The organism is Phyllobacterium myrsinacearum (genome assembly GCF_014138285.1).
In the GTDB taxonomy this organism is placed as follows: Bacteria; Pseudomonadota; Alphaproteobacteria; order Rhizobiales; family Rhizobiaceae; genus Phyllobacterium; species Phyllobacterium myrsinacearum_A.
The window spans coordinates 183,037-203,701 of record NZ_JACGXN010000003.1 but is presented as its reverse complement, the minus strand read 5'-3'; the positions used below and the strand labels follow the sequence as shown (position 1 = coordinate 203,701).

Below are 20,665 nucleotides of genomic sequence, written 5' to 3'. Positions count from 1 at the left end.
TATCCACGCTGGGATCAGGGCTAGTGGCAAGATGTCATTCAATCATGGCTGCGCTCACCAATCGTCGCGTGTACTCTTGTTGCGGGTCGTTCAGCACTTGCCAAGTCGCGCCCCGCTCGATTTCCTTGCCGTCTTTGAGAACAAGGACCTCGTCAGCCATCGCCGAAACCACCGCGAGGTCGTGGGTGATAAGCAGATATGTCAGATTATGTTGCTCCTGAAGGCGGCGAAGCAGTTTCAACACCTGTAACTGCACAGAAACGTCAAGCGCCGATGTCGGCTCATCCAGTATCAGCATTTGCGGGTTCATCACCAAAGCCCGGGCAATTGCAATGCGCTGGCGTTGTCCGCCTGAAAAGGAGTGCGGATAGCGGTGCATCTCGGTGCGCCCAATGCCGATTTCTTCCAGAAGCTCGGCAACCCTGCTTTTCCTATCGCTTTGGCTCAACTGGGGGAAATGCGCGCGGAGTGGCTCTGCAATGAACTCACCGATTGTCATTCGCGGAGACAGTGCTCCATAAGGATCCTGAAACACGACCTGAACCTGTTTGCGAAATGCCAGCAAGCCCGGTGAAGCGGTTTTGTTGACCGGTCGACCTGCAAAGGTAATCTGGCCCTCGTAGGAGACGAGCTGCAGGACGGCGCGAGCCAAGGTGGATTTACCCGAGCCCGATTCTCCGACAATGCCGATGGTCTGACCAGATTTTACGCTGAGGCTCAGATCGCTCAGGGCAGTTGTCTTTGACCGTTTTGAGAAGAAGCCCGATGACTGAGTGTATTGGACGGTTAGATTTTTGACACCCAGCAACTCCGGGTTAAGCGGCGAAACTGGTTCTTTGGAGCCGGTTGGTCTGCAGGCGATGAGATAGCGCGTGTAGTCATGTTTGGGATCGTTCATAACCTCGTCGGTGGGGCCTTGCTCTACCACCGCGCCGTTCTGCATGACCAGAACCCGATCAGCGATGCTTCGCACCAATGTAAGGTCGTGGGTGATGAACAGGAGAGCCATCCCTGTTTCATCACGCAACTGCTGCAGAAGTGTAATGATCTCCGCCTGAATTGTAACATCCAGTGCGGTTGTCGGCTCATCGGCAATGAGGATGTCCGGGCTATTGGACAATGCCATGGCAATCATCACCCGCTGCCGCTGGCCGCCAGAAAGCTGTCCTGGATAGGCGTTCATTTTCACCTCCGGATCTGAAATTTTCACCTTTCTGAGGAGTCCCAGGGCTTCGCTCCAGGCGTCAGCTTTGCTCATGGGCCGGTGAACCCGGATTGCTTCCACGATCTGTTTGCCGATCGGCATCACCGGATTCAGCGACGTCATTGGCTCCTGGAAGATTATGGATATGCGGGCACCACGAAGTTTTCGCCATGAAGGTTCATCAAGTCTGATGAGATCAGCTCCATTCAGTCGTATCTCGCCATCGACGAACCGCACAAGTTCTTTGGGAAGAAGGCCAAGCAGGCACAGGCTCAAGGTCGATTTCCCTGAGCCTGACTCTCCCACAACTGCAAGCGTTTCACCCCTGTTTATCGTGAAATCGACATTGTTGAGGATTGCCTTGGCAGCAACATCTGGGTCACTGGAGGGGAGGCGAAGCGTCAGGCCGGTGCACGTCAGAAGCTGCCTGCGGTCCGTATTGGTTGCTCTCACGGCGTCACCAACAGACTGTAGACTTCGTCGGCAACGCTTGGCAACAATCGTTGATTGTCTGCACTCCACCGGCCGCTGCTGAAAACACAAATCACGGCACTGCGCCCATTTGGATGTTCGCAGTAGAGCACGTCATGGCGGCAAGTCGAGGTGTGTCCAGCTTTGCTCCAGCAGCGAACAATTGCCGGAAGTCGCTCCGACAGGAACCCTTTTACCTGATCCTCGCTCGCGTCCGCTACGTGTCCCGGCATTCGCTGCCAATCCCGTGTTAGTGTTCTCATCATGGAAGCTGAGCTTTGCATTGAGACTGCTTTGGACGCAGCTATATCGTGCATGAGACTGGCCGCCGCGAGCGGTGTGAGCATATTCGCCCCTTCCAGCTGACGGGATTTATATTCGCGCCCATAGGGCCCTTCGTCGAAAGTGCTGTGACGCAGCCTGATGCCCGTATGGATTGACGGGTTTGGCCAGGTCTTGAACCATTCTTCGATGCAACGGCGCTTGAAGCACCATTCCTCCATCTCAGTATCATCGAGAGCTTCACCTCCGTACGTGTTGGTCAACCGATTGAAGAGATAGGTTGTTGCGTCGTTGGATGAAACGCGGATCATCGCATCGCGTGCACGCTCATCTTCCTGTGTGGGCGTGAAATTGCCGGCCTCCGTGAATCCGAAAAATGCGGCCAGATAGAAAAGTTTGGAAACACTGGCCGGGTAAAAGCTTTGTTCGGCTTGGTAGCCGTACCACACACCGTCACTGAAATTATCCTTCACGGCCGCTGCCGCGAGCGGCGTATCGTAGAGACGCATTGCAAGACCAAACTCGTCACGACCAAGATGATTGCCGAAATTCTCGAAGACGCGTTCCACGATTTCCGGCCCGGAGCTGACGATGCGTTTTGAAATTGGAGAATTCATTTCCATCCCGTCGGTCTAGTCCAAATTCTTCGGATCAATGGCGCGGTGCAAGGCTTCGCCCACCCAGGTCACTGCGAGCAGGGTTACCACGAGAGCGATACCGGGATAGATGAGCAACCATGGAGAAGTCTCCATGTGCCCGGCGCCGTCGGCTATCAGAACACCCCAGCTTGTCATTGGCTCCTGCACACCGAGCCCTAGGAAAGACAGGAAGCTTTCCGCCAGAACGACCGCAGGAAGATTAAGCGCAGCATAAACGACGACTGGACCCAAAATATTGGGCAGGACGTGACGCAAAAGGATTGTCCCGCCCGACAGCGCGGCGACACGTGCACTCAAGATGTATTCCTGTGCCTTTACCTGCATGGTCTGGCCGCGAACAATTCTCGACATTGTCAGCCATTCTATCGCACCGATAGCGATGAACATCAGGATGATGTTGCGCCCGAGAAAGGTGACGAGGATGATGACAAAGAACAGCAATGGAATGCCGTAGAGGACGTCCACTGCACGCATCATGAAGGCATCTGTACGGCCGCCGGCATATCCGGCAATCGCACCATAGACAACGCCGATGCCAAGACTGACCGCTGTTGCAGTCAATCCGATGAGAAGCGACAGCCGGCCGCCCACCATAATCCTTGCGAGCAAGTCACGGCCGTTGGCATCAGTTCCAAGCGGAAAAACGATTGTGTTGGTTGCGACAGTTATTTCCGCCCGGTTTGTATCAGAAGCCATCTTTATATCGGGCACGCCAAACAGCCCGCGCATCGCGAACGACTTTGTTAACAAGTCGGGGTTGAGTGGGTTGCGCGCTTCGACGATTGCTGTAACGACACGTGCCTCGTCAATCCTGTATTCGGAAACCTTCGCGCCAGCATCACGTGCCGCCTTGGTGAAGCCTTTCTCGACGGTTGCGGGATCTGGCCGCGGCGTAAGGCCCGGTGCAACAAGAATGTAATCCCGGTAAACCTGGTTGTATGGATGGGGATACAGCATAGGGCCAATCACGCAGATACCGACCACCAGAAGCAGCAAGGCAGCACTCCCAACCGCGGATTTGCGTTTCAGAAAGCGGATGGCTGCCTGATGCCAAAGACCTGGTTCACGCTGGGTGGAGTTAAGGGTTGGAGCAGTATCAGTCATTGGCGACCCCCGCCTGAACGCGTGGATCGGCAAGTGCATAAACGAAGTCTGTGAGCATGTTGAAGAGCACGATGAGACTCGTATAGACAATGACGGTGCCCATGACTGTTGTGTAATCCCGGTTGAGTGCTCCCTGTACAAAATAGCGGCCAATGCCATCGATAGCGAAGACCTGCTCAACGACGACAGAGCCGGTCAGTACATTGGCCATGGCTGGCGCCATATAGGAAATCACCGGAAAGAGTGCAGGTCTCAGTGCATGTTTGACCAGCACTGCCGCTGGCGGCAAACCCTTGGCGATTGCAGTGCGGATGTGCATCTGCCCCAGAACATCCATAAGCGATGCCCGCATCAGCTTCGCAATAATACCGACCTGCGGCAACGCTACGGCAATCACCGGTAGTGTGAGATAGAACCAGCCCCCATCACCCCAACCGGCAATGGCAAACCAGCGCAACTGGAAAGCGAGTACCAATGACAAAAGCGGTGCCAGAATAAAGGAGGGAACGAGCACGCCGACCATGGACAGATTCACGATCAGGCGGGACAAAAGTCCGTTTGGGCTGACTGCGGCGAGTACGCCGACGGCAATGCCCAGAACCAGTGCAAGGATAATGGCGCAGATACCGATTTGCAGTGTGGCAACCAGACCGGAAGCCAGGATTGCCGACACGGATCGGTCGACATAGACCATACTTGGCCCAAGATCGGCGTGAAGCAAATCTCTCATGTAAATCAGATACTGATCAAAGATCGGCAGATCGAGATGAAAGTGCCGCTTGAGGTTCGCCTGTACCTGCGGTGGCATAATTCTGCCGAGGTCAAAAGGCCCGCCCGGCGCCAGCCGCATCAGAAAGAAAGAGACGGTGATCGTCACTGCAACGGTGATAAGCGCAGCGAGGATGCGTTTGCATAGAAAATAGATAAATCCCATCGACGCGATCACCTTGAATCAGCCATTTCCGTTTGCGTGAAGCATCGGAGATACACCGAAATGCCACCCGCACTTCCTCTCAGCGATCAACAGCCAGATAGCGGGAAGGGTGTAATGCGAAACCGTTTTTGTTCCAGCCGGTGATCTTGGGATTCACAAGACGTATGGAATTGTAATAATACAAGGGTACGATTGCACCGTCGGTCAACAGCATTTTCTCCGCATCTGCAAGAAGCGCAAATCGCTTGGTTTTATCGAGTTCAAGCGCTGCTGCATCCAGCGTTTTGTCATACTCGGCATTGGAGTAACCCGTTGTGGAGCCATCCTTGCCGGCATAGTAGAGATTAAGGAAATTCACAGGGTCAGGGAAGTTTGCTATCCAGCTGTCGCGAGCCAGATCAAATTTGCCTTTTGCGCTGCCGAGCCACTCCCAATATGCCGAACCATCGCGGTTGACGGGGCTAAGGTCGATCCAGACATCTTTCAGCATGTCGCTGAGAGCAACTGCTGTTCTCTGGTGCAGGTCACTCGAATTGAAACTCACATCCAGCTTCAGATGCTTGTCTGGACCGAAGCCGGCCTTCTGCATGAGTTTTTGCGCTTCTTCGACGCGTTGCATCAGCGGCTTGTCGGAAAAATCCATCTGCGGCGCCTTGTAGCCATCGATGCCGGGAGGAACGAGGCCGTAAGCATTCACTTCATTGGTGCCCAGAATATCTTCGGTCAGTGCCGCGCGGTCGATTGCCATATTGATTGCCCGACGTACATCAGGATCTTTTACCTTGTCGCCGTTCAAACCGAAGTCGTAGTACTCGGTGCCCATAATAACCTCGACCCTGACCGAGTCTGGCATTTCCTTCACCGCAAGCGCATTGCCGTCGCTTTTGCTCCCCGGCGTAATGTCTAGTTCTCCGGCACGAAACAAGCGGACCGCAGTACCCCCATCCAGAATCTGATTGTAGATTACACTGTCGAGCGAGACTGCCGATGCATCGGAGAATTCCGGGTTCTTCTTCAAAACGATTTTGCCGTGCGGCTCGGATGACTCAAGCATGAAAGCGCCGTTCGAAATCATTTTACCGGGACTGGCGTAACCGCTACCCAGCTTTTCTACGCTCGCCGCGTGCAGCGGGAAGGCGGCCGTGTTCGCCATCAGGTCGGGAAAGTATGGTGTCGGAGACGCCAGCGTGATCTCAAGTGTGTGGTCGTCCACGGCTTTCACGCCGATTGCAGAAGCATCTTTCGTTTCACCTTTGTTATAGGATTTGGCGTTGGCAATCGGATAGAGCAAAGTTGCATATTCAGCGCCAAGCGAGGGTTCGAGTATCCGCCGGAAGGCAAAGACGAAATCTTTGGCCGTCAGCGGGTCGCCGTTGCTCCATTTTGTGTCATTCAATGTGAATGTATAAGTCTTGCCGTCGTCACTGGCTTTCCATTCCTTCGCAACACCTGGCTTTAGAATGCCGTCCTTGTCCCGCGTCATGAGACCTTCAAAAAGATCGTGCCCGAGGTCCTCTTCAGCCAGAAGATGAAACTTCTGTACATCAAGTGTTCTCAACTCCAGACTAAGATCGCGATTGATCGTGCCGGCGGCAAGTGCCGGGTTGAGGAATGTGCCCATGATCAAAACCGAAAAACCAGCGCTTGCCAATGAAATCGAACGGTTTTTTTGCGTGGAGCCTGCTATCGCATTATGAAGAAAGGAGATCATGGCTAATCCTGTCAAAGGGTTGCTGGGAACTTCGGTGCGACTGGGGAGTGATAATTCTGGTCTTTGTATTGGGCCGACGCCTCGACGAAGGCATTCAATAATCTTCTATCGGCCTCCTGCTGAAGATATTCGGGGTGCCACTGGACACCAAGGCAGAAGCGATATCCGGGACATTCAATGCCTTCGATGACGCCATCCGCTGCAACAGCATTGACCCGGCAGCCAATGCCAACGGATTTGACTGCCTGATGGTGAGAGCTGTTGACGTGGATGTTAATGGCTTCGACGCAGCGGCTGAGCAATGTTCCTTCGTGTACGAGCACATCATGGCTGGCGCGCTTCCGGCCAGCCGCATTCTCGGTATCTTTACTTGAGCTATGCTGGAGTGCTGCAGCAACTTCGTCTGGAATGTGCTGCACGAGTGTGCCGCCTGTCACAACCGCCAGCAGCTGTTCGCCGCCACATATACCGAGCAAGGGAATGTCCCGCGCGAGTGCGCCTTTTACCAGTGCATTTTCAAACTCGGTGCGTTCAGGTTTTAAGCGGATCAGGTCGCTGCGAATATGCTCGTTGAACATCTGTGGAGGCACGTCGAATGCTCCGCCTGTCACAACAATGCCGTCGCATATATCCAGGTAAGTTTCGACGAGGTCTGGATGATGCGGAAGGGCAATCGGTGCTCCGCCTAATCCCGCGAGGCTCGCCATGTAATTTTGCCGAAGCGCATACCATGGCTGGTCCGAATAGCCGCCAGGATTTTCACTGTCGAGCGTAACTCCGATGATTGGTTTCGGCTTGGGCGGCACGTTGGTCTCGCTTTAATTTTATGCAGTTCAACTGTTTGATGGAAAATGCAGCAGACAGCTTGTCACAATCGTGCACAACAAAAACATCTTCGGCATTCTATTCATTCTTGATATGGTGAAGGCTGGTCATCTCCAATCAAGGCATAGACATTTGCGTATTACCCTGCGGCACATCGAGGTTTTTCAGGCAGTGATGGCGTCGCGCACCGTCACCGGTGCAGCGGTCCTGTTGAAGACATCGCAACCGACTGTGAGCAGGGAGCTCAAGCGTCTGGAGATGCTGACGGGCTTCACACTTTTCGATCGCAGCTATCAGCAATTGGTACCAACTGCACGGGGACTGATGCTGTATGAAGAGGTCAAGCGCAGTTTTTTGGGGCTGCATGAAATAATGCAGACGGTAGAAGCTCTTCGTCTTTCCAAAGGGGAAAAAATCGCAGTTACCTGTCAGCCTGCCCTTAGCCAATCTCTTTTACCGCGAGCGATCGGAAAATTGCTTTCGCGGTTCCCCGACGCGCGTATCGACATTGACGGGAAGGACCCGCGACATGACGACGGATTGCGAATACATCAATATGATCTTGGTCTAATCGAGCTTATCCAAGGTATTCCAGGAGCCCATTCCCGCCATCTCGGTGTGTTTCCGATGGTCTGTATTTTATCACAAGATCATGTTCTGGCTTCTAAATCCTGTCTTGAACCCTCGGATTTTACCGGCCAGCCATTCGTGTGTTTTTCGCAGAACGACCCTTACAGAAAAGTTCTGGATCGCATTTTTGAGGCACGCGGCATCAACCGCAATGTCTGCGTTGAAACCAAAACGGCGGCATCTGCCTGCAGTCTGGTACGCGAGAACATCGGCATGGCAATTATCAATCCGCTGACGGCATTGGATTTTGCCAGCCAGGGTCTGGCGGTCCGGCGGTTTTCAGTTGAAGTACCGTTTCATGTCGCCGTTGTCCAACCCAACTACAAACCAACTTCAGTGCTCGTCGAGGCCATGGCTGATGCATTGCAAGACGTGGCAAATGAGTATGCTCAACGCCTAAAAGTACTGGGCTTGTCCGTAGCGTCGGATATTCGGGCTTCATAAAACCCGTTAAAATCTTTGTGCTGCACCGAATGTTTGCGCGACTTCGAGTGGACAACCGATCGTTCGTTTTTCTCGGTTGCGTTCATAATACAACGCATGTCCCGGCTAGATTTATCGTGTTGCAGATCGGACAGATCCACCTCTTGCCGAGAAGAGATCGGCGATCTTCGAAGCGCTGACAGGTTTTCCGAAGAGCCAGCCTTGGGCATTGATCTCCATTTTCAAGTTGGCGAAGTACTCACGCTGCCGCTCCGTCTCAATGCCCTCGACCACGATTGCCAGATCGTGTGCCCGCGCCATGTCAACAATTTGAGGTGCAATCGACACGCCGATAGCATCTGTACCTACCTTTTGGGTGAACGACTTGTCGATCTTAATCCCGTCGACATTGAGCTGGCCAAGATAGGACAGGCTGGAATATCCCGTGCCAAAATCATCGATATAAATACTGTGGCCGCGGGAGCGCAGGGATCTGATTGCCTCAATTGCTTCACTGGCATTTGCGCTGGAGCGTTCGGTAATCTCAAGCGCCAGTTGCGTGGGGAGTACCGAAGCCGCTTCGAGGCGAGCGGCGATCTTGGCACCAAAACCCGGATCGCATAGATCGTTGGCCGATATGTTCACGTTTAGCCTGAAATCTGGATGAGACTGCAGAAATCCAGCCATCTCAAGAAGCAGGCGGTCGATGACATAGAGTGTGACCTGTTGAACGATGTCAGCCTCTTCGGCGACCGGGATGAAGACATCGGGCGATATGACTTCGTTGTTCTCGGTCCACCGAAGGAGTGCCTCAGCTCCCACTACAGCGCCCGTGTGCAGGTTGACTATGGGTTGGTACTCAAGTTCAAGCACGCCTTTTTTCAATGCGTTGGAAAGACGCGCTTTCATGGTCACGCCCTTGCGCTGCAGCAGGAGAAGGATGCAGCCCATGGCACCACCCAACGCGCCTCCCAGCCCAATCAAGGCAAAGAGGCTTGTTGACATGGCAGCCTCTAGGTCCGCCACTTTTGCATGTACAGCGACGCATACCCGGCCACTGCACAAATTGCGGAAGATGGAATCACCGTCCCTTCCAAGGCCCTGGGGAAAACCAGCCGGTTGGATTCCTTGATAAAGCACGCCGAACATGCCGACGGGGTTACGACCATCACCGGGCTCGAGAAGAATTCCGAAAACATATGCCGGATCAGCGAAACTGTCGAAGGCCGTGGGGTCAAGCACAACATTAGCATTCAGATGACCGATAATGGGAGCAGACGATTTCGATACCGCCAAGGGCACGAGAGCATAAATAAGGCTGCCGTCAATGGCCGTCTCATCCGGCGACGGCAAAGGCGCAGGAGTCTGCGCCGGCCCGAAAACAGCCGAACAATGGAACTTGCCGTCGGAGACTCTCCCGACATCCTTAAGGTATCTGGAGGTAAACAGGATGTCACGCAGGAAGGCCACCTCCTGGCTGGAACAGAATGCAAATGGCGACCCGTTGGCCTGAGCGAGCACGCTATCAGCCTCAGCGAATACCTTCTCGCCGCGTTTGAGCAATTGATTTGCGAATGCCAGCATATGCCCGCGATCGCTCTCGATCGCAGCCCATTTTCCAACCCATCTCCCAAGTGATGCCCCGGCAATGACAAGCGCCGCTACAAGCAGTGCCTGAAGCCAAAATGTGCGAAAAGCCCCCGCCGCTGACATATGAAGCCTCTCGTAACAGACGGGAGGATGATAAACGCCGCAAGATAACAAACGGTTAGCGCACAATCCGTACATGAAAGGGAAGGATTTCATGTTCGTTAGTCTATCCGCTGTGACCTGACGTGGGTTCTTTTGCACTCTCCCGGCTACATCCGGACGTCAAGACGTGATCGCACGCCGCGGCGATCGTTTGGCCACCCAAGCATCAGCCAAAAAAGACGGTGGCGTTTTAGCAGTGACTGTCAATCTCGGATTCGCTTCAGTATATCGCTTGCCACTGTTTCGAGTATCATGCCGAACGTGTACCTTTTCGCTGTACCTGGATATTGTGTAAAAAGCGGGTCGGTTGGCCGCGGAGCTTTAAAATCAATTCGTTCATCTGCATCGGGAAGATATGCGGAGCCCACCACGCGGATATTTTTTCGTTGAATCTCTGGAAGGGATTCTGCCAGCACAGCATCAAAAGGGTTTATGCTGCCTTGGATTGAAATACCCCCAGCAAGTCGATCGGTGGTTGTTTCATTAACGGTACCCGGCTTCACGACAGATTGTTGGCTTGAGCAAGATCGGATCACGGCGATCGACTTACCGCATATGGAAAGATAAGGGCTGCCTGCAGACCCGTTTGAGTTGTTCTGTTTTCAAGCAGGAGTTTCGCACCGACACGTTTGGCGGCGATTTCGACGATGGTGAGACCAAGGCCCGTTCCTGAAGCACTCTTGTGGCGGCCCCGGTAGAAACGCTGTGTGACCTGATCAATCTCGTCGTTCGGAATGCCAGGTCCGTCATCGAGAACCATGACACTCTTTCCGTCAGGTGTTGCATGCCACGAAATAACGCCCCCGCCTGGCATATGGTGAATCGCGTTTTCATGCAGGTTGCGCAATGCCAGCAGCCAACTTTCCCGTTCGCCCGTCAGCATGAGTTTGGCAAGCGCCGGATCGATTTCCACTCCAATGTTTGCCGGTAGTGGTGCTGCTGCATTGATGATTTCGGTAAGCAATTCTGCGGCAGCACTGGACGTGTTATTCGCCACTCGGTTCTCCGCTTCGAGTCTGGCTAACGTCAGCAACTGGCGCACGAGACGGGTGGTGCGGTCGACCGACACGAGTATTTGCGACAATGCGTTTTCACGGACGCCTGCGTCTTTTGCAGTTAGTGCGATCTGCGCCTGTGTCTTCAATCCGGCAAGCGGTGTGCGCAATTCATGCGCGGCGAACGCTGTGGTTTCGCGTTCGTGTCGGCGTGCAGCCTCGACCTTGCCAAACAGGCCGTTGAGCGCATCCGTGAGCAGGCGGACTTCGGGCAGTGTTCGCCCCGTATCGATGGGGCGCATATCGTCGGCATCGCGATTACGCAACGCGTCCGCCATGACATCAAGCGGGCGAAGACCCCGGCCAAGACTTACCCAGATCAGAAGGCCAAGCAGCGGGACGATCAACAGGGCAGGAGCCATCAAACCGAAAATGAGATCATTGACCAGCCGGTCGCGCAGACCGATGCGATCGCCAACCATGACACGCACGCCTTTTTCCTGGTCCTCGATCGTATAGACCCGCCACAACTCACCATCGACCACCCGGTCGGAGAAACCATCAACATTTTCTGCCAGTTTGGCATCAGGCGCTCCACTCGACCGTGCCATAAGGCGTCCGTCGAGCGACCAGATCTGGCAGGAGAGCTGGCGTTCATAGCTCGCCATTTCCGGGGTGGTTGCGGGTGCTGGAACTATTGCAGCCGACGCTGCCATGTTGTCCCTCCCGACGAGGGAATGCACCATTCTTGCTGCTTCCTGCAAACGGGTATCGAGGACGTGTTCGAGTTCCGAACGGCTGCCAATGTAGATCCAGACGACGGCGCAGAGCCAGATGAGGCTGGTGGCCGCGACCAGAATGACAAAGAGGCGCTTACGCAGAGACATCATGGCGTCATTCTCATGCGATATCCCAGTCCCCGAACGGTTTCGATCGTTTCGCGTCCAACTTTGCCGCGCAGGTTGTGAATATGAACCTCCACAGCGTTGCTCTCTATTTCTTCCTGCCAGCCATAGAGACGGTCCTCAATCTCGGTCTTCGACCGTATCGTTCCCGGCCGCTCCATCAGAGTGGAAAGCACTGCGAATTCGCGGCGGGAAAGTGTTAGGACGCTGCCATCAAGTGTAGCGGAAAGGCTGGAGGGTTCGACGACGAGCCCTCCCAAAATCATGACAGGTGCGGCACGTCCGCTGTTGCGGCGGGCGATGGCGCGGACCCTGGCGGCCAGTTCGTCCAGATCGAAGGGTTTGCCGAGATAGTCGTCCGCGCCGCTGTCGAGCCCGCGAATACGATCAGGTGTTTCATCAAGTGCCGTCAACAGGAGCACAGGCGTGCAGTCACCCGCCTTGCGCATCTCCCTCAGAACGTCGAGGCCTGATCCGTCGGGCAGCATGATATCAAGCACCACGGCGTCGAACCCGGAAGTCGCCAATGCTGCTCGTGCATCGACGCAGGTTTCAACACGGTCGACGGTTGCTCCGCTCAAGCCAAGACCAACTTGGAGGCCGTTTGACAGAACCGGGTCGTCCTCGATGACGAGAATACGCATACAAAATTCCTCCCTGTTTCGTTTCTCTTTTCGCACGAGGCTTAAGGCTGGCTTAAGGTGGCATTCCCATTTCGGACCCGCAGAACACAAGGGAACGTCATATTGGGCAAGTTCGCGAATAGTATAATCTTTGCAATTGCTTGTCTTGTCGCCATGATGAGCAGCGGCGCGCATGCGCAGAAGCCGTTGCCTGCCGACAAAGTGTTTCATCTCGCCGTCCAGCGCGACGGAGACTCTCGGCTGCTGCTCAACTGGACGATACTTCCGGGGAATTATCTTTATCGGGACCAGGTCGCCGTGCGGCTGCCGGGAAAGGCTCTTACCGTCGTTACGTCACAGGGCGAGATGAAGGACGATCCGAATTTCGGGCCAACCGAAATTTATCATGATCGCGCGGAAGCACATTTCGCGACAGCAGATATCCCTCCTGGCGCCACCTTGCAGATCCGTTATCAAGGCTGCGCGGAACAGGGTATCTGCTATCCGCCGATCACGAAAGCGCTCGATCTTGCGACACTTGACTTGAGCGACGTCGCCACTGGCCCTGGTGGAGATGCTATCAGTAGCAGCGAAACATCGCAGATCATCAGCGGATCAGCCGTTGAGCTCGTGCCGGGTGGAACAGACATTCAGCCGATTTCGGAAATGAGCGGCAACCTCGCGCTCGTGCTGGTAAGTTTCCTTGGATTTGGCCTGCTTCTGTCCCTGACACCGTGTGTTTTTCCGATGATCCCGATCCTGTCAGGCATGCTGGCGCGGTCTGGTGAGGCGCTTTCAGCCAGTCGTGGGCTCGTCTTGTCGGCCAGCTATGTCATTGCCATGGCGGCAGCTTATGCGGCACTCGGCCTCGCCGCCGCATGGTCGGGCCAGAATCTGCAAGCCGCACTTCAAACGCCTTGGGCGCTTGGGCTGATGGCAGCGGTATTCGCCGCGCTTGCCTTGTCGATGTTCGGTCTGTTCGAGCTGCAACTTCCAGCCGGTTGGATATCCCGGCTTTCTCGCCGGTCACCGGGCAGAGCGGGCTCAGTTGCAGGTTCAGCAGCACTTGGCTTCGGATCGGCGCTCATCGTTGGTCCGTGCGTGACACCGCCGCTGGCGGCAGCACTGCTCTATGTTGCGCAAACAGGCGATGGTATCCGCGGCGCTGCTGCACTTTTCGCCCTTGGTCTCGGCATGGGACTGCCGCTGGTCGTCTACGGAACCTTCGGCAGCCGCTACCTGCCTAGGTCTGGACCGTGGCTGGTACGGATCAAGCAGATCTTCGGGGTGGTGTTTCTGGGCCTTGCCGCCTCCATGATCTTGCGCCTGGTGCCAGACACCGTCGTGCTTCCGGTTTGGGGAACGATAGCGCTCGGGACTGGCGTGTTTTTGGGAGCATTTGACCGGTTGGCTACTAGCAGCAACTGGGTTCTACGCATGGAGAAGACTGTGGGTCTTGCCATAGCGATTTATGGGACAACGTTGATTATCGGCTTTGCGGGTGGAGCGACTGATCCGCTGCGTCCGCTTACTTTCCTTGTGCGTGACAGCGGTGGTACGGCGGGTTCCTTTCAGGGCCGCGTTGTGAGTACGGAAGCAGCCTTCAATGAAGTGCTTGCCACCAGCCGCCAGGATGGCCGCCCGCTTCTGGTCTTCTTCACCGCAGACTGGTGCACGGTCTGCAAATCAAACGAGCGCGTTCTTGCCGAACCAAGTCTTGCTGCATCGCTCGCAGCGATTTCTATCATCAAAGCAGACGTTACGGCCAACAGCGCAGACAGTCGCCGATTGATGAAACGTTTCGGTGTCGTCGGCCCGCCCACCATGTTCCTGCTCGATACGTCCGGCGAGGAAGTTGCTGGGACGCGAACGATCGGGGCGATCACGGCGGAGGGTTTTGCGCGGCGTCTCAAGCTGGCTGGCATGTGAAGTTGTCCGTGTCCGAAGCCTCTTAACATTCAAATATCGGAGCTCATCATGAATCGCAGACTGTTTCTTCGCCTCTCAACGGGACTGACTGTTTCTTCCGCCGCCCTTACGTGGCTTTTCATCCGACCTGCCTTCGCGCAGGACGTGGATGTGAACGCCGTCCTCAGCGATCCCGAAGCACCAACGGGTGGCAATCCGAAAGGTGATGTCACCATTGTCGCTTTCCTCGATTACAACTGCCCCTTCTGCAAGAAATCAGCGCCCGACCTCGACAAAATCGTCAAGACAGATGGGAAGATCAGGCTGGTCTACAAGGACTGGCCAATCCTTACCGAGGCGTCTGTTTACGGAGCGCAACTTGCGCTTGCCGCAAATTACCAGGGCAAATATGAGACCGCCCACGCCGCCCTGATGGCGATTCCTGGCCGCAAGATTGGCCAGGACAAGATGCTGGCGGCGGTGAAGGCCTCAGGCGTTGATATGGCGCGGCTACAATCAGATCTGAAGAAGAATGGCCCAAACATCATGGCACTCCTGAAGCGGAATCTCGCCCAAGCCGACAGTCTCGGCATGAATGGTACCCCGACTTATCTCATTGGCCCCTTCCGCACATCGACGCTCGATTATCCGGGCTTCAAGGAGGCTGTCGCTGAGGCGCGCCGGCGGCAGGCGGCAAAATAGATTCCGTCATCTCGATCAAATCGCACGCAAGACAGAACAGAGACTATCATGCCTTTAAGACTTCGCTCATTTGCCCGGACACTGACGTTTGCCATCTTCCTGCCGCTCGGCGTTGCAGCCTGTGCGACCACTCCCCCCGGAGTATTGCCCGTTGCGGATATTACTCCGTCGATCGAACAACTGGCCGCAGCCCGCTATGGCGCGATCGATACGGAAAAATTCCCCGTTCCCGCTGTTTCGTTGAAGCAGCTGAAACAGCGCAACATGCGCGAACTGGTCGATTACGCCACGGATCAGCCGGTCGGAACAGTAGTTGTCGACCCGAAGGGCAAATATCTCTATCTGGTTCAGGAGGGCGGCAAAGCCCTACGCTACGGCGTGGGTGTCGGCAAGGCTGGTATGGAGTTCACTGGCACGGCCAAAATCGCCTATAAGCGGGAATGGCCGCGCTGGACGCCGACGCAGGATATGATCGCCCGTTCTCCGGAAAAATATCAACAGTGGGCAGGCGGCATGGAGGGCGGTGCCAGGAATCCCCTCGGCGCGCGGGCCCTATATCTGTTCAAGGACGGCAAAGACACGCTCTACCGCATCCATGGTACCAATGAACCATGGTCGATAGGGCAAGCAGTATCCTCGGGCTGCATCCGGATGATGAACCAGGACGTCATCGATCTCTATGATCGTATTCCTGACGGATCGAAGGTCGTGGTGCTGGGATGAGCCATAGCCAAAACGCTCATCCAGAACCGCCGGCACTAATCGCAAATTCCCCCGTCAAAAACCGTGAATGTTATATCCGATGGTAATACGAATGGTGTTGTTTGATAATAAGCCACCGCGATGAGCTCTTTTTCTTCGTCAGTTAGATCACGGTTTGTGGTCACAATCACATTGAACTCATTCGCGTCGTCTGGTGCTATCCTCAATCGATAACAGCAGCCCTTGGGTATGTGAGTTCTGATTGCTTCTATGCCGAAGGGCCATAAAGCTTTATTGAAATCACGGCGTCCGGCATCTCCAAATCCGGTTTTCCGGTTGGTCATTGGTGACAATGCTGAGCTGTGTTTCGTCATTTAGTTTCACCTTAAAACCCAAGGTCATTCAATGACGATACCATGCAAAAATCAAGGTGACAGGCGCGTCCTATTTATGTTTCGGCTGCTGCCAGAAACAATCACTCTGCTAACATCGCAATAATCTTTGCGCCCCGCGCCCATACTGGTGGACGGGGTCCCGTCAGACCCCAAAACTGTACTTCCGTCTACCGAGGCCATTCGGTTTCAGGGCCAATATCGCCCAAATTTATACCGCCATGCATTCGAAATGCGTCTCAGGAAACGCCGACGGGGTTGCTCTTTCAAACCGTGGCATAAATAGAATGCCTTCGCGGGGGAACTGTATGCCGACAAATTTCCATATCCGCACAACAGGTCCCATCGCGACCTAGTTATTTCCGGACTTGAGTTGATCAAAATCGGCATCAAGCCGTGCTAATGATTCTGTAATCTGCGCCCTGTGCTGAGTGACCCATTCCTCGTTTCGCACAATTTTTTCTTTTGCCGCTTTCAGCATCCTATCCATTTCCGACGGTTGGGGACCGCCGACCGACGCGCGGTTCTTGACAATGGAAACGGGGTCAAGCGTAGAACGGAACTCTTCTTCATTCATGGGGAGGTCGGCCGGAAATCCGGATTCCTTTACTGCCTCGGCATAAATGCGTTTGGCTTCGGAATAGGGGAAATCCAGCGGTTTAATGTTCTTTGCTTTTGCAAAGTCTACTATTTCGGACGCGAAATGATGACCGACGCGAAACGGAAGCTTATATTTGCGCATCAATACATCAGCGAGTTCCTGTGATGCGGTCCAATCGCTGTTCAATTCTTCCAGAGCACGGCTTGGATCGATGACGAGTGAAGCAAGAATTTTGTTCCAGCCCTCAAGCACTTTGACCGCACTGGCAACCATGGCGCTGTTGGCATTTACATCCTTGGCATCACTCATGCCGGGGGTAATGTTATGTGCCTGAATGACTGCGCCCATTGCCAAGGTGACCGCGGTGGATGCGTCCTGACGGGTTGAATTCAAAAGCCCCGGATTTCTCTTTTGCGGCATGGCACTTGACACATAGGTATTGCCGCCGCCTTCCTGTAGCAGGATCCAGGGACGCGGCTGGGCATATTGCGTCATGATGTCTTCGACAAACTGTCCCGTATGCAGCGCAACACTTGTGACGATTGCTCCAACTTCTACCGGTTCATCTGTTGATGAAATCTGGGCAGCATCGTAAGCATTATCGACGATATCTGAAAAGCCCAGATATCCGGCCATCCGCTTGCGATTCAGAGGCCAACTCGTCCCATTGAGGACAGTCGTTCCCATAGCGGAGCGATCAACACGGGCATAGGCTTCGCGGATGCGCTGAGCATCACGATCGAGACCCGCTGCATGCCCCAGAAGATAATGGCCGAAACTATTGGGTTGGGCGGCCACGCCATTAGTGTAATTTGGGACAATGGTATCGACATGCTTTTCCGCCAATGTCACCATGGTTCCTGATGTGCTGTTCAATTGCTCAGCCAGATCCAGCAATTCATCTCGCAGGATCGCGGCCCGGTATGTGGCATGCATGTCCTGACTTGATCGGCCAGCATGCAGCAAAGTGACTTCCGGTCCTGCAGCCTTGATCAGAAGTGGCTCGAAGGTGATAACACTTGAGGGACGTTTTGCACCCGGCTGATTTCCCTCGTTGATAACCTTTGTCAAGCCAGCCGTGATACGCGGCACCAGCGCTTTATCAAGCAGGCCCTCATCCGTATTGATAACGGCCGTGGCCTTGTTGATTTCGCCAAGCCAAAAAAACTCGTCTCGATTTTGCTGTTGCTGAGCGTATGTGCAAACTGGGCTGAGTGAGACAGCTATCGCAAGTGTATAAATTTGAAACTTCATGGTGTCCTCCCAAGATTTAAATAAAAATTATGGCGTTAGGCCTCACATTCAAACGGATGACTTGCGCTGATACAACCTCCTTCGGTTTGAACGAGCGGACTATTCTCCGTCGTTGCTAACAGCCCAGAGAGAGGATGTTTGCCCCTATGCTTGGGTCCATTGCGCGCTCCAGCCTGTTCGGATGCACTGTGATGGTGATCTCCAGAGAACCCGTACCGACCTCAAGTGCCAGCATATGCCCGCCCACTGTTGAAAAGGTACTGTTGCCGGCAACGCCGTGAGCATGGATGGACGGTGTACCGTCCTTCCATCCAAGAGTTCCGGTCATGCTGACCAACTCCAAATTCTCGAATGTGCCGGGGTTATATTGTTTCTTGTCAAAGTCGAAAAACCCGAACGTCACCGTTCCAGCGAAACCAAAACCAGTCAGGCTTGCTGAAGGAATACTCTCCCGCTCCATCAGTATTTCCAGTTGTTCGAACAGGTCGTCGCCTTGGCGCAAAACCATCAGATAGCCAGTTGGTGTTCGCATGTATCTGTTTATATCGGTCTCGAAGCGTGTTTCAGGCATGTCCGGGTTCCTTTGACGTTGTCAGCGCTTTTCATACGTAACTCAATTGTGAATGAATGGTTCATCACGCTGTCCCGCATATGATCAAACTTTTGCTTTCAGAACGGCAATGTTACTGAAGCTCATAGGATCCGGGGCAGGCGATGGATTTCCCAATGGAACTGCAATTACAGATCAAGTGCGCGCATGGCCGAAAATCATCAATGAGGCGGCATCAGTACTGACTGATCACCAACCTGACGTATTCAATATAGACGGATAGGGTCTGTCTTTTAGTTCGAGGCGTTGAAAGTGACTTTCCCCCTGCAATTACTGCTTTGGGAACAATTTCTGTGTTTGCTCGTTGCTGGTCAAGTTAGCGCTGCATGAAAGTGGCGATGCTGGTCGTTATCACCAAGATAGTGTTTAAGAATCACCTCTCTCAATAACTCTTCAGCAAAGGATCCTGTCATGAAAAAACTGGCACTTGGTATCTTGGGGTTGATTGTCGTCGGTTGTTTGGGAGCAGGGGGTGTTTACTTCTATTCGCAAGAGTCTGCGACGGTTCCCGTAAGTGAGGGCTATGGTCCAAATCCTGCGCTTCCTTCACCAAATCCAAAGCCCATCCCGACTGTCAACATCGCAAAAGTAGCACAATGGCCGGATGGAGCGACCCCGACGGTTGCTGTTGGACTTAAGGTCAATGCTTTGGCCAAAGGGCTCGAACATCCACGCTGGATTCATGTCCTGCCAAACGGTGACGTTCTCATCGCCGAAACCAATGGACCAGCCAAGGAGGAGACCGGATTCAGTATTCGCGGCTGGGTGATGGGCTTCTTAATGAACCAGGCCGGAGCCAAGGCGACAAATGCCAATCGTATCACCCTGTTGCGGGATGCCGACAACGACGGGGTGGCCGAGATCCAGGAACCATTCATTGAAGGACTGAACTCTCCTTTCGGCATGACGTTGGCCAATGGCAAGCTCTATGTGGCCAATACTGATGGAATTGTGGCGTTTCCTTACAAGGATGGCGACACTAAAATCACCTCGGCTCCCGAGAAGATCGCCGCGTTGCCGGGTGGCCCTATCAACCACCATTGGACCAAAGACGTAATCGCCAGTGCTGATGGTAGAAAGCTCTATGCAACGGTTGGATCCAACAGCAATGTTGGAGAAAATGGTCTTGATGCGGAGAAGAACAGGGCTGCAGTATTGGAGATTGATTTGGCGACAGGACAGGAACGAGTGTTCGCGTCCGGCTTGCGCAATCCCAATGGGCTTTCCTGGAACCCAGATACTGGCGATCTTTGGGTGGCAGTAAACGAGCGGGATGAAATCGGCAGTGATCTTGTCCCGGATTATATGACGACGGTGAAAGACGGCGCATTTTACGGCTGGCCCTATAGCTATTATGGCCAGAATGTCGATGTCCGTGTCAAACCACAGAACCCCGAGCTTGTAGCGAAGGCTGTCAAGCCTGATTATGCACTCGGACCGCACACAGCGTCGCTTGGGTTGACGTTCAATACGCGAGCGCTATTCGGCGCGGAGTATCAAAAGGGTGCATTTGTTGGCCAGCACGGATCTTGGAACCGTAAACCCCGTAGTGGCTATAAGGTCATCTTCGTTCCCTTTGAAAATGGAAAGCCCAATGGTCCGCCGAAAGATATTCTAACCGGATTTATCAATGATCGGGACCAAGCAACCGGTCGACCGGTGGGCGTTGCAATAGATAAATCGGGCGCACTGCTTGTTGCAGATGATGTGGGGAATACGATTTGGCGGGTGACGCCTGCTACGACCAAATAGAGATGCGGCTTCTGCGTGAGCATCTCAGTTTGAAGTGGTAATCCAGACGCCGCATTGAGCTCCACGCAGTAGGTGACCATTGAACACGCTGTGTATGCAAATAGAAGCCCCCCAAGAGATCGTGGATACATCTGCGTTAAATTAAAGACGCTTATGCACACCCACTCTATATAAAGCTTCAAAAGACGAGGGATATTTGTCAAATTGCCATAAGACGGAGATTTAT

General features: G+C 54.1%; 18 protein-coding genes. 5 read left to right on the top strand and 13 right to left on the bottom strand.

The features are described from left to right. Window positions 1-34 precede the first annotated feature (34 nt). The 6 genes from FHW16_RS13220 to FHW16_RS13195 all read right to left on the bottom strand — a co-directional run bounded on the left by FHW16_RS13220 (window position 35) and on the right by FHW16_RS13195 (window position 7,171). Window positions 35-1,657, bottom strand: a complete 1,623-nt coding sequence (locus FHW16_RS13220; protein WP_182549682.1) for a dipeptide ABC transporter ATP-binding protein — start codon at window positions 1,655-1,657, stop codon at window positions 35-37. Beyond that, window positions 1,654-2,574, bottom strand: a complete 921-nt coding sequence (locus FHW16_RS13215; RefSeq protein ID WP_182549681.1) for a serine hydrolase — start codon at window positions 2,572-2,574, stop codon at window positions 1,654-1,656. Before FHW16_RS13215 ends, FHW16_RS13220 begins: the two co-directional genes overlap by 4 nt. Window positions 2,575-2,589: 15 nt before the next feature. Next, a complete protein-coding gene (locus FHW16_RS13210; RefSeq protein WP_182549680.1) occupies window positions 2,590-3,720 on the bottom strand; it encodes an ABC transporter permease in 1,131 nt (376 codons plus the stop codon). Then, window positions 3,713-4,654 carry an ABC transporter permease gene (locus FHW16_RS13205; protein ID WP_182549679.1) on the bottom strand — a complete coding sequence of 314 codons (942 nt, stop codon included), beginning with the start codon at window positions 4,652-4,654 and terminating at the stop codon, window positions 3,713-3,715. The genes FHW16_RS13210 and FHW16_RS13205 overlap by 8 nt, the downstream gene beginning before the upstream one ends. Before the next feature lie 79 nt (window positions 4,655-4,733). Next, window positions 4,734-6,365 carry a peptide ABC transporter substrate-binding protein gene (locus FHW16_RS13200; protein WP_182549678.1) on the bottom strand — a complete coding sequence of 544 codons (1,632 nt, stop codon included), beginning with the start codon at window positions 6,363-6,365 and terminating at the stop codon, window positions 4,734-4,736. Window positions 6,366-6,376: 11 nt separating this feature from the next. Further along, window positions 6,377-7,171, bottom strand: a complete 795-nt coding sequence (locus tag FHW16_RS13195) for a gamma-glutamyl-gamma-aminobutyrate hydrolase family protein (RefSeq protein ID WP_182549677.1) — start codon at window positions 7,169-7,171, stop codon at window positions 6,377-6,379. Window positions 7,172-7,322: 151 nt separating this feature from the next. On the opposite strand from FHW16_RS13195, the gene FHW16_RS13190 reads away from it, so the two are divergent. Continuing rightward, window positions 7,323-8,264 (top strand): LysR family transcriptional regulator, encoded by a 942-nt coding sequence (locus FHW16_RS13190; RefSeq protein ID WP_182549676.1) that lies wholly within the window; start codon window positions 7,323-7,325, stop codon window positions 8,262-8,264. 111 nt (window positions 8,265-8,375) lie between these two features. Here the strand turns inward: FHW16_RS13190 and FHW16_RS13185 are convergent, their stop codons facing one another. The 4 genes from FHW16_RS13185 to FHW16_RS13175 all read right to left on the bottom strand — a co-directional run bounded on the left by FHW16_RS13185 (window position 8,376) and on the right by FHW16_RS13175 (window position 12,539). Then, on the bottom strand, window positions 8,376-9,956 hold the full coding sequence (locus FHW16_RS13185) for an EAL domain-containing protein (RefSeq protein ID WP_182549675.1): 1,581 nt from the start codon (window positions 9,954-9,956) through the stop codon (window positions 8,376-8,378). 242 nt (window positions 9,957-10,198) lie between these two features. Continuing rightward, window positions 10,199-10,498 carry a hypothetical protein gene (locus FHW16_RS28735; RefSeq protein ID WP_210278118.1) on the bottom strand — a complete coding sequence of 100 codons (300 nt, stop codon included), beginning with the start codon at window positions 10,496-10,498 and terminating at the stop codon, window positions 10,199-10,201. Window positions 10,499-10,527: 29 nt separating this feature from the next. Continuing rightward, complete coding sequence (locus tag FHW16_RS13180; protein ID WP_182549674.1) at window positions 10,528-11,880, bottom strand: ATP-binding protein; 1,353 nt, start codon at window positions 11,878-11,880, stop codon at window positions 10,528-10,530. Further along, entirely contained in the window at window positions 11,877-12,539 is a 663-nt protein-coding gene (locus FHW16_RS13175) for a response regulator (protein ID WP_182549673.1), read from the bottom strand. Before FHW16_RS13175 ends, FHW16_RS13180 begins: the two co-directional genes overlap by 4 nt. A 57-nt stretch (window positions 12,540-12,596) precedes the next feature. Here FHW16_RS13175 and dsbD point away from each other — a divergent pair, with 57 nt between their 5' ends. The 3 genes from dsbD to FHW16_RS13160 are packed head-to-tail and all read left to right on the top strand — an operon-like array spanning window position 12,597 to window position 15,851. After that, complete coding sequence (gene dsbD / locus FHW16_RS13170) at window positions 12,597-14,447, top strand: protein-disulfide reductase DsbD (RefSeq protein ID WP_348643883.1); 1,851 nt, start codon at window positions 12,597-12,599, stop codon at window positions 14,445-14,447. 48 nt (window positions 14,448-14,495) lie between these two features. Then, complete coding sequence (locus FHW16_RS13165) at window positions 14,496-15,128, top strand: DsbA family protein (protein WP_182549671.1); 633 nt, start codon at window positions 14,496-14,498, stop codon at window positions 15,126-15,128. A 48-nt stretch (window positions 15,129-15,176) separates the two neighbouring features. After that, on the top strand, window positions 15,177-15,851 hold the full coding sequence (locus FHW16_RS13160; RefSeq protein ID WP_182549670.1) for a L,D-transpeptidase: 675 nt from the start codon (window positions 15,177-15,179) through the stop codon (window positions 15,849-15,851). A gap of 35 nt (window positions 15,852-15,886) precedes the next feature. On the opposite strand, the gene FHW16_RS13155 is transcribed toward FHW16_RS13160, so the two are convergent. The 3 genes from FHW16_RS13155 to FHW16_RS13145 all read right to left on the bottom strand — a co-directional run bounded on the left by FHW16_RS13155 (window position 15,887) and on the right by FHW16_RS13145 (window position 18,648). Continuing rightward, window positions 15,887-16,204 carry a hypothetical protein gene (locus FHW16_RS13155; protein ID WP_182549669.1) on the bottom strand — a complete coding sequence of 106 codons (318 nt, stop codon included), beginning with the start codon at window positions 16,202-16,204 and terminating at the stop codon, window positions 15,887-15,889. A gap of 370 nt (window positions 16,205-16,574) precedes the next feature. Next, window positions 16,575-18,077, bottom strand: a complete 1,503-nt coding sequence (locus tag FHW16_RS13150; RefSeq protein WP_182549668.1) for an argininosuccinate lyase — start codon at window positions 18,075-18,077, stop codon at window positions 16,575-16,577. Between the two features lie 115 nt (window positions 18,078-18,192). Then, complete coding sequence (locus tag FHW16_RS13145) at window positions 18,193-18,648, bottom strand: PPC domain-containing DNA-binding protein (RefSeq protein WP_182549667.1); 456 nt, start codon at window positions 18,646-18,648, stop codon at window positions 18,193-18,195. A gap of 450 nt (window positions 18,649-19,098) precedes the next feature. Here FHW16_RS13145 and FHW16_RS13140 point away from each other — a divergent pair, with 450 nt between their 5' ends. Next, window positions 19,099-20,439 carry a PQQ-dependent sugar dehydrogenase gene (locus FHW16_RS13140; protein ID WP_182549666.1) on the top strand — a complete coding sequence of 447 codons (1,341 nt, stop codon included), beginning with the start codon at window positions 19,099-19,101 and terminating at the stop codon, window positions 20,437-20,439. Window positions 20,440-20,665 lie beyond the last annotated feature (226 nt).

Bases quoted from the DNA above. Each gene is read 5' to 3' on its own strand.
- FHW16_RS13215 (WP_182549681.1), bottom strand. From the start codon at position 2,574: ATGAATTCTCCAATTTCAAAACGCATCGTCAGCTCCGGGCCGGAAATC.
- FHW16_RS13210 (WP_182549680.1), bottom strand. From the start codon at position 3,720: ATGACTGATACTGCTCCAACCCTTAACTCCACCCAGCGTGAACCAGGT.
- FHW16_RS13205 (WP_182549679.1), bottom strand. From the start codon at position 4,654: ATGGGATTTATCTATTTTCTATGCAAACGCATCCTCGCTGCGCTTATC.
- FHW16_RS13200 (WP_182549678.1), bottom strand. From the start codon at position 6,365: ATGATCTCCTTTCTTCATAATGCGATAGCAGGCTCCACGCAAAAAAAC.
- FHW16_RS13185 (WP_182549675.1), bottom strand. From the start codon at position 9,956: ATGTCAGCGGCGGGGGCTTTTCGCACATTTTGGCTTCAGGCACTGCTT.
- FHW16_RS13180 (WP_182549674.1), bottom strand. From the start codon at position 11,880: ATGATGTCTCTGCGTAAGCGCCTCTTTGTCATTCTGGTCGCGGCCACC.
- FHW16_RS13175 (WP_182549673.1), bottom strand. From the start codon at position 12,539: ATGCGTATTCTCGTCATCGAGGACGACCCGGTTCTGTCAAACGGCCTC.
- FHW16_RS13165 (WP_182549671.1), top strand. From the start codon at position 14,496: ATGAATCGCAGACTGTTTCTTCGCCTCTCAACGGGACTGACTGTTTCT.
- FHW16_RS13160 (WP_182549670.1), top strand. From the start codon at position 15,177: ATGCCTTTAAGACTTCGCTCATTTGCCCGGACACTGACGTTTGCCATC.
- FHW16_RS13155 (WP_182549669.1), bottom strand. From the start codon at position 16,204: ATGACGAAACACAGCTCAGCATTGTCACCAATGACCAACCGGAAAACC.
- FHW16_RS13150 (WP_182549668.1), bottom strand. From the start codon at position 18,077: ATGAAGTTTCAAATTTATACACTTGCGATAGCTGTCTCACTCAGCCCA.
- FHW16_RS13145 (WP_182549667.1), bottom strand. From the start codon at position 18,648: ATGCCTGAAACACGCTTCGAGACCGATATAAACAGATACATGCGAACA.
- FHW16_RS13140 (WP_182549666.1), top strand. From the start codon at position 19,099: ATGAAAAAACTGGCACTTGGTATCTTGGGGTTGATTGTCGTCGGTTGT.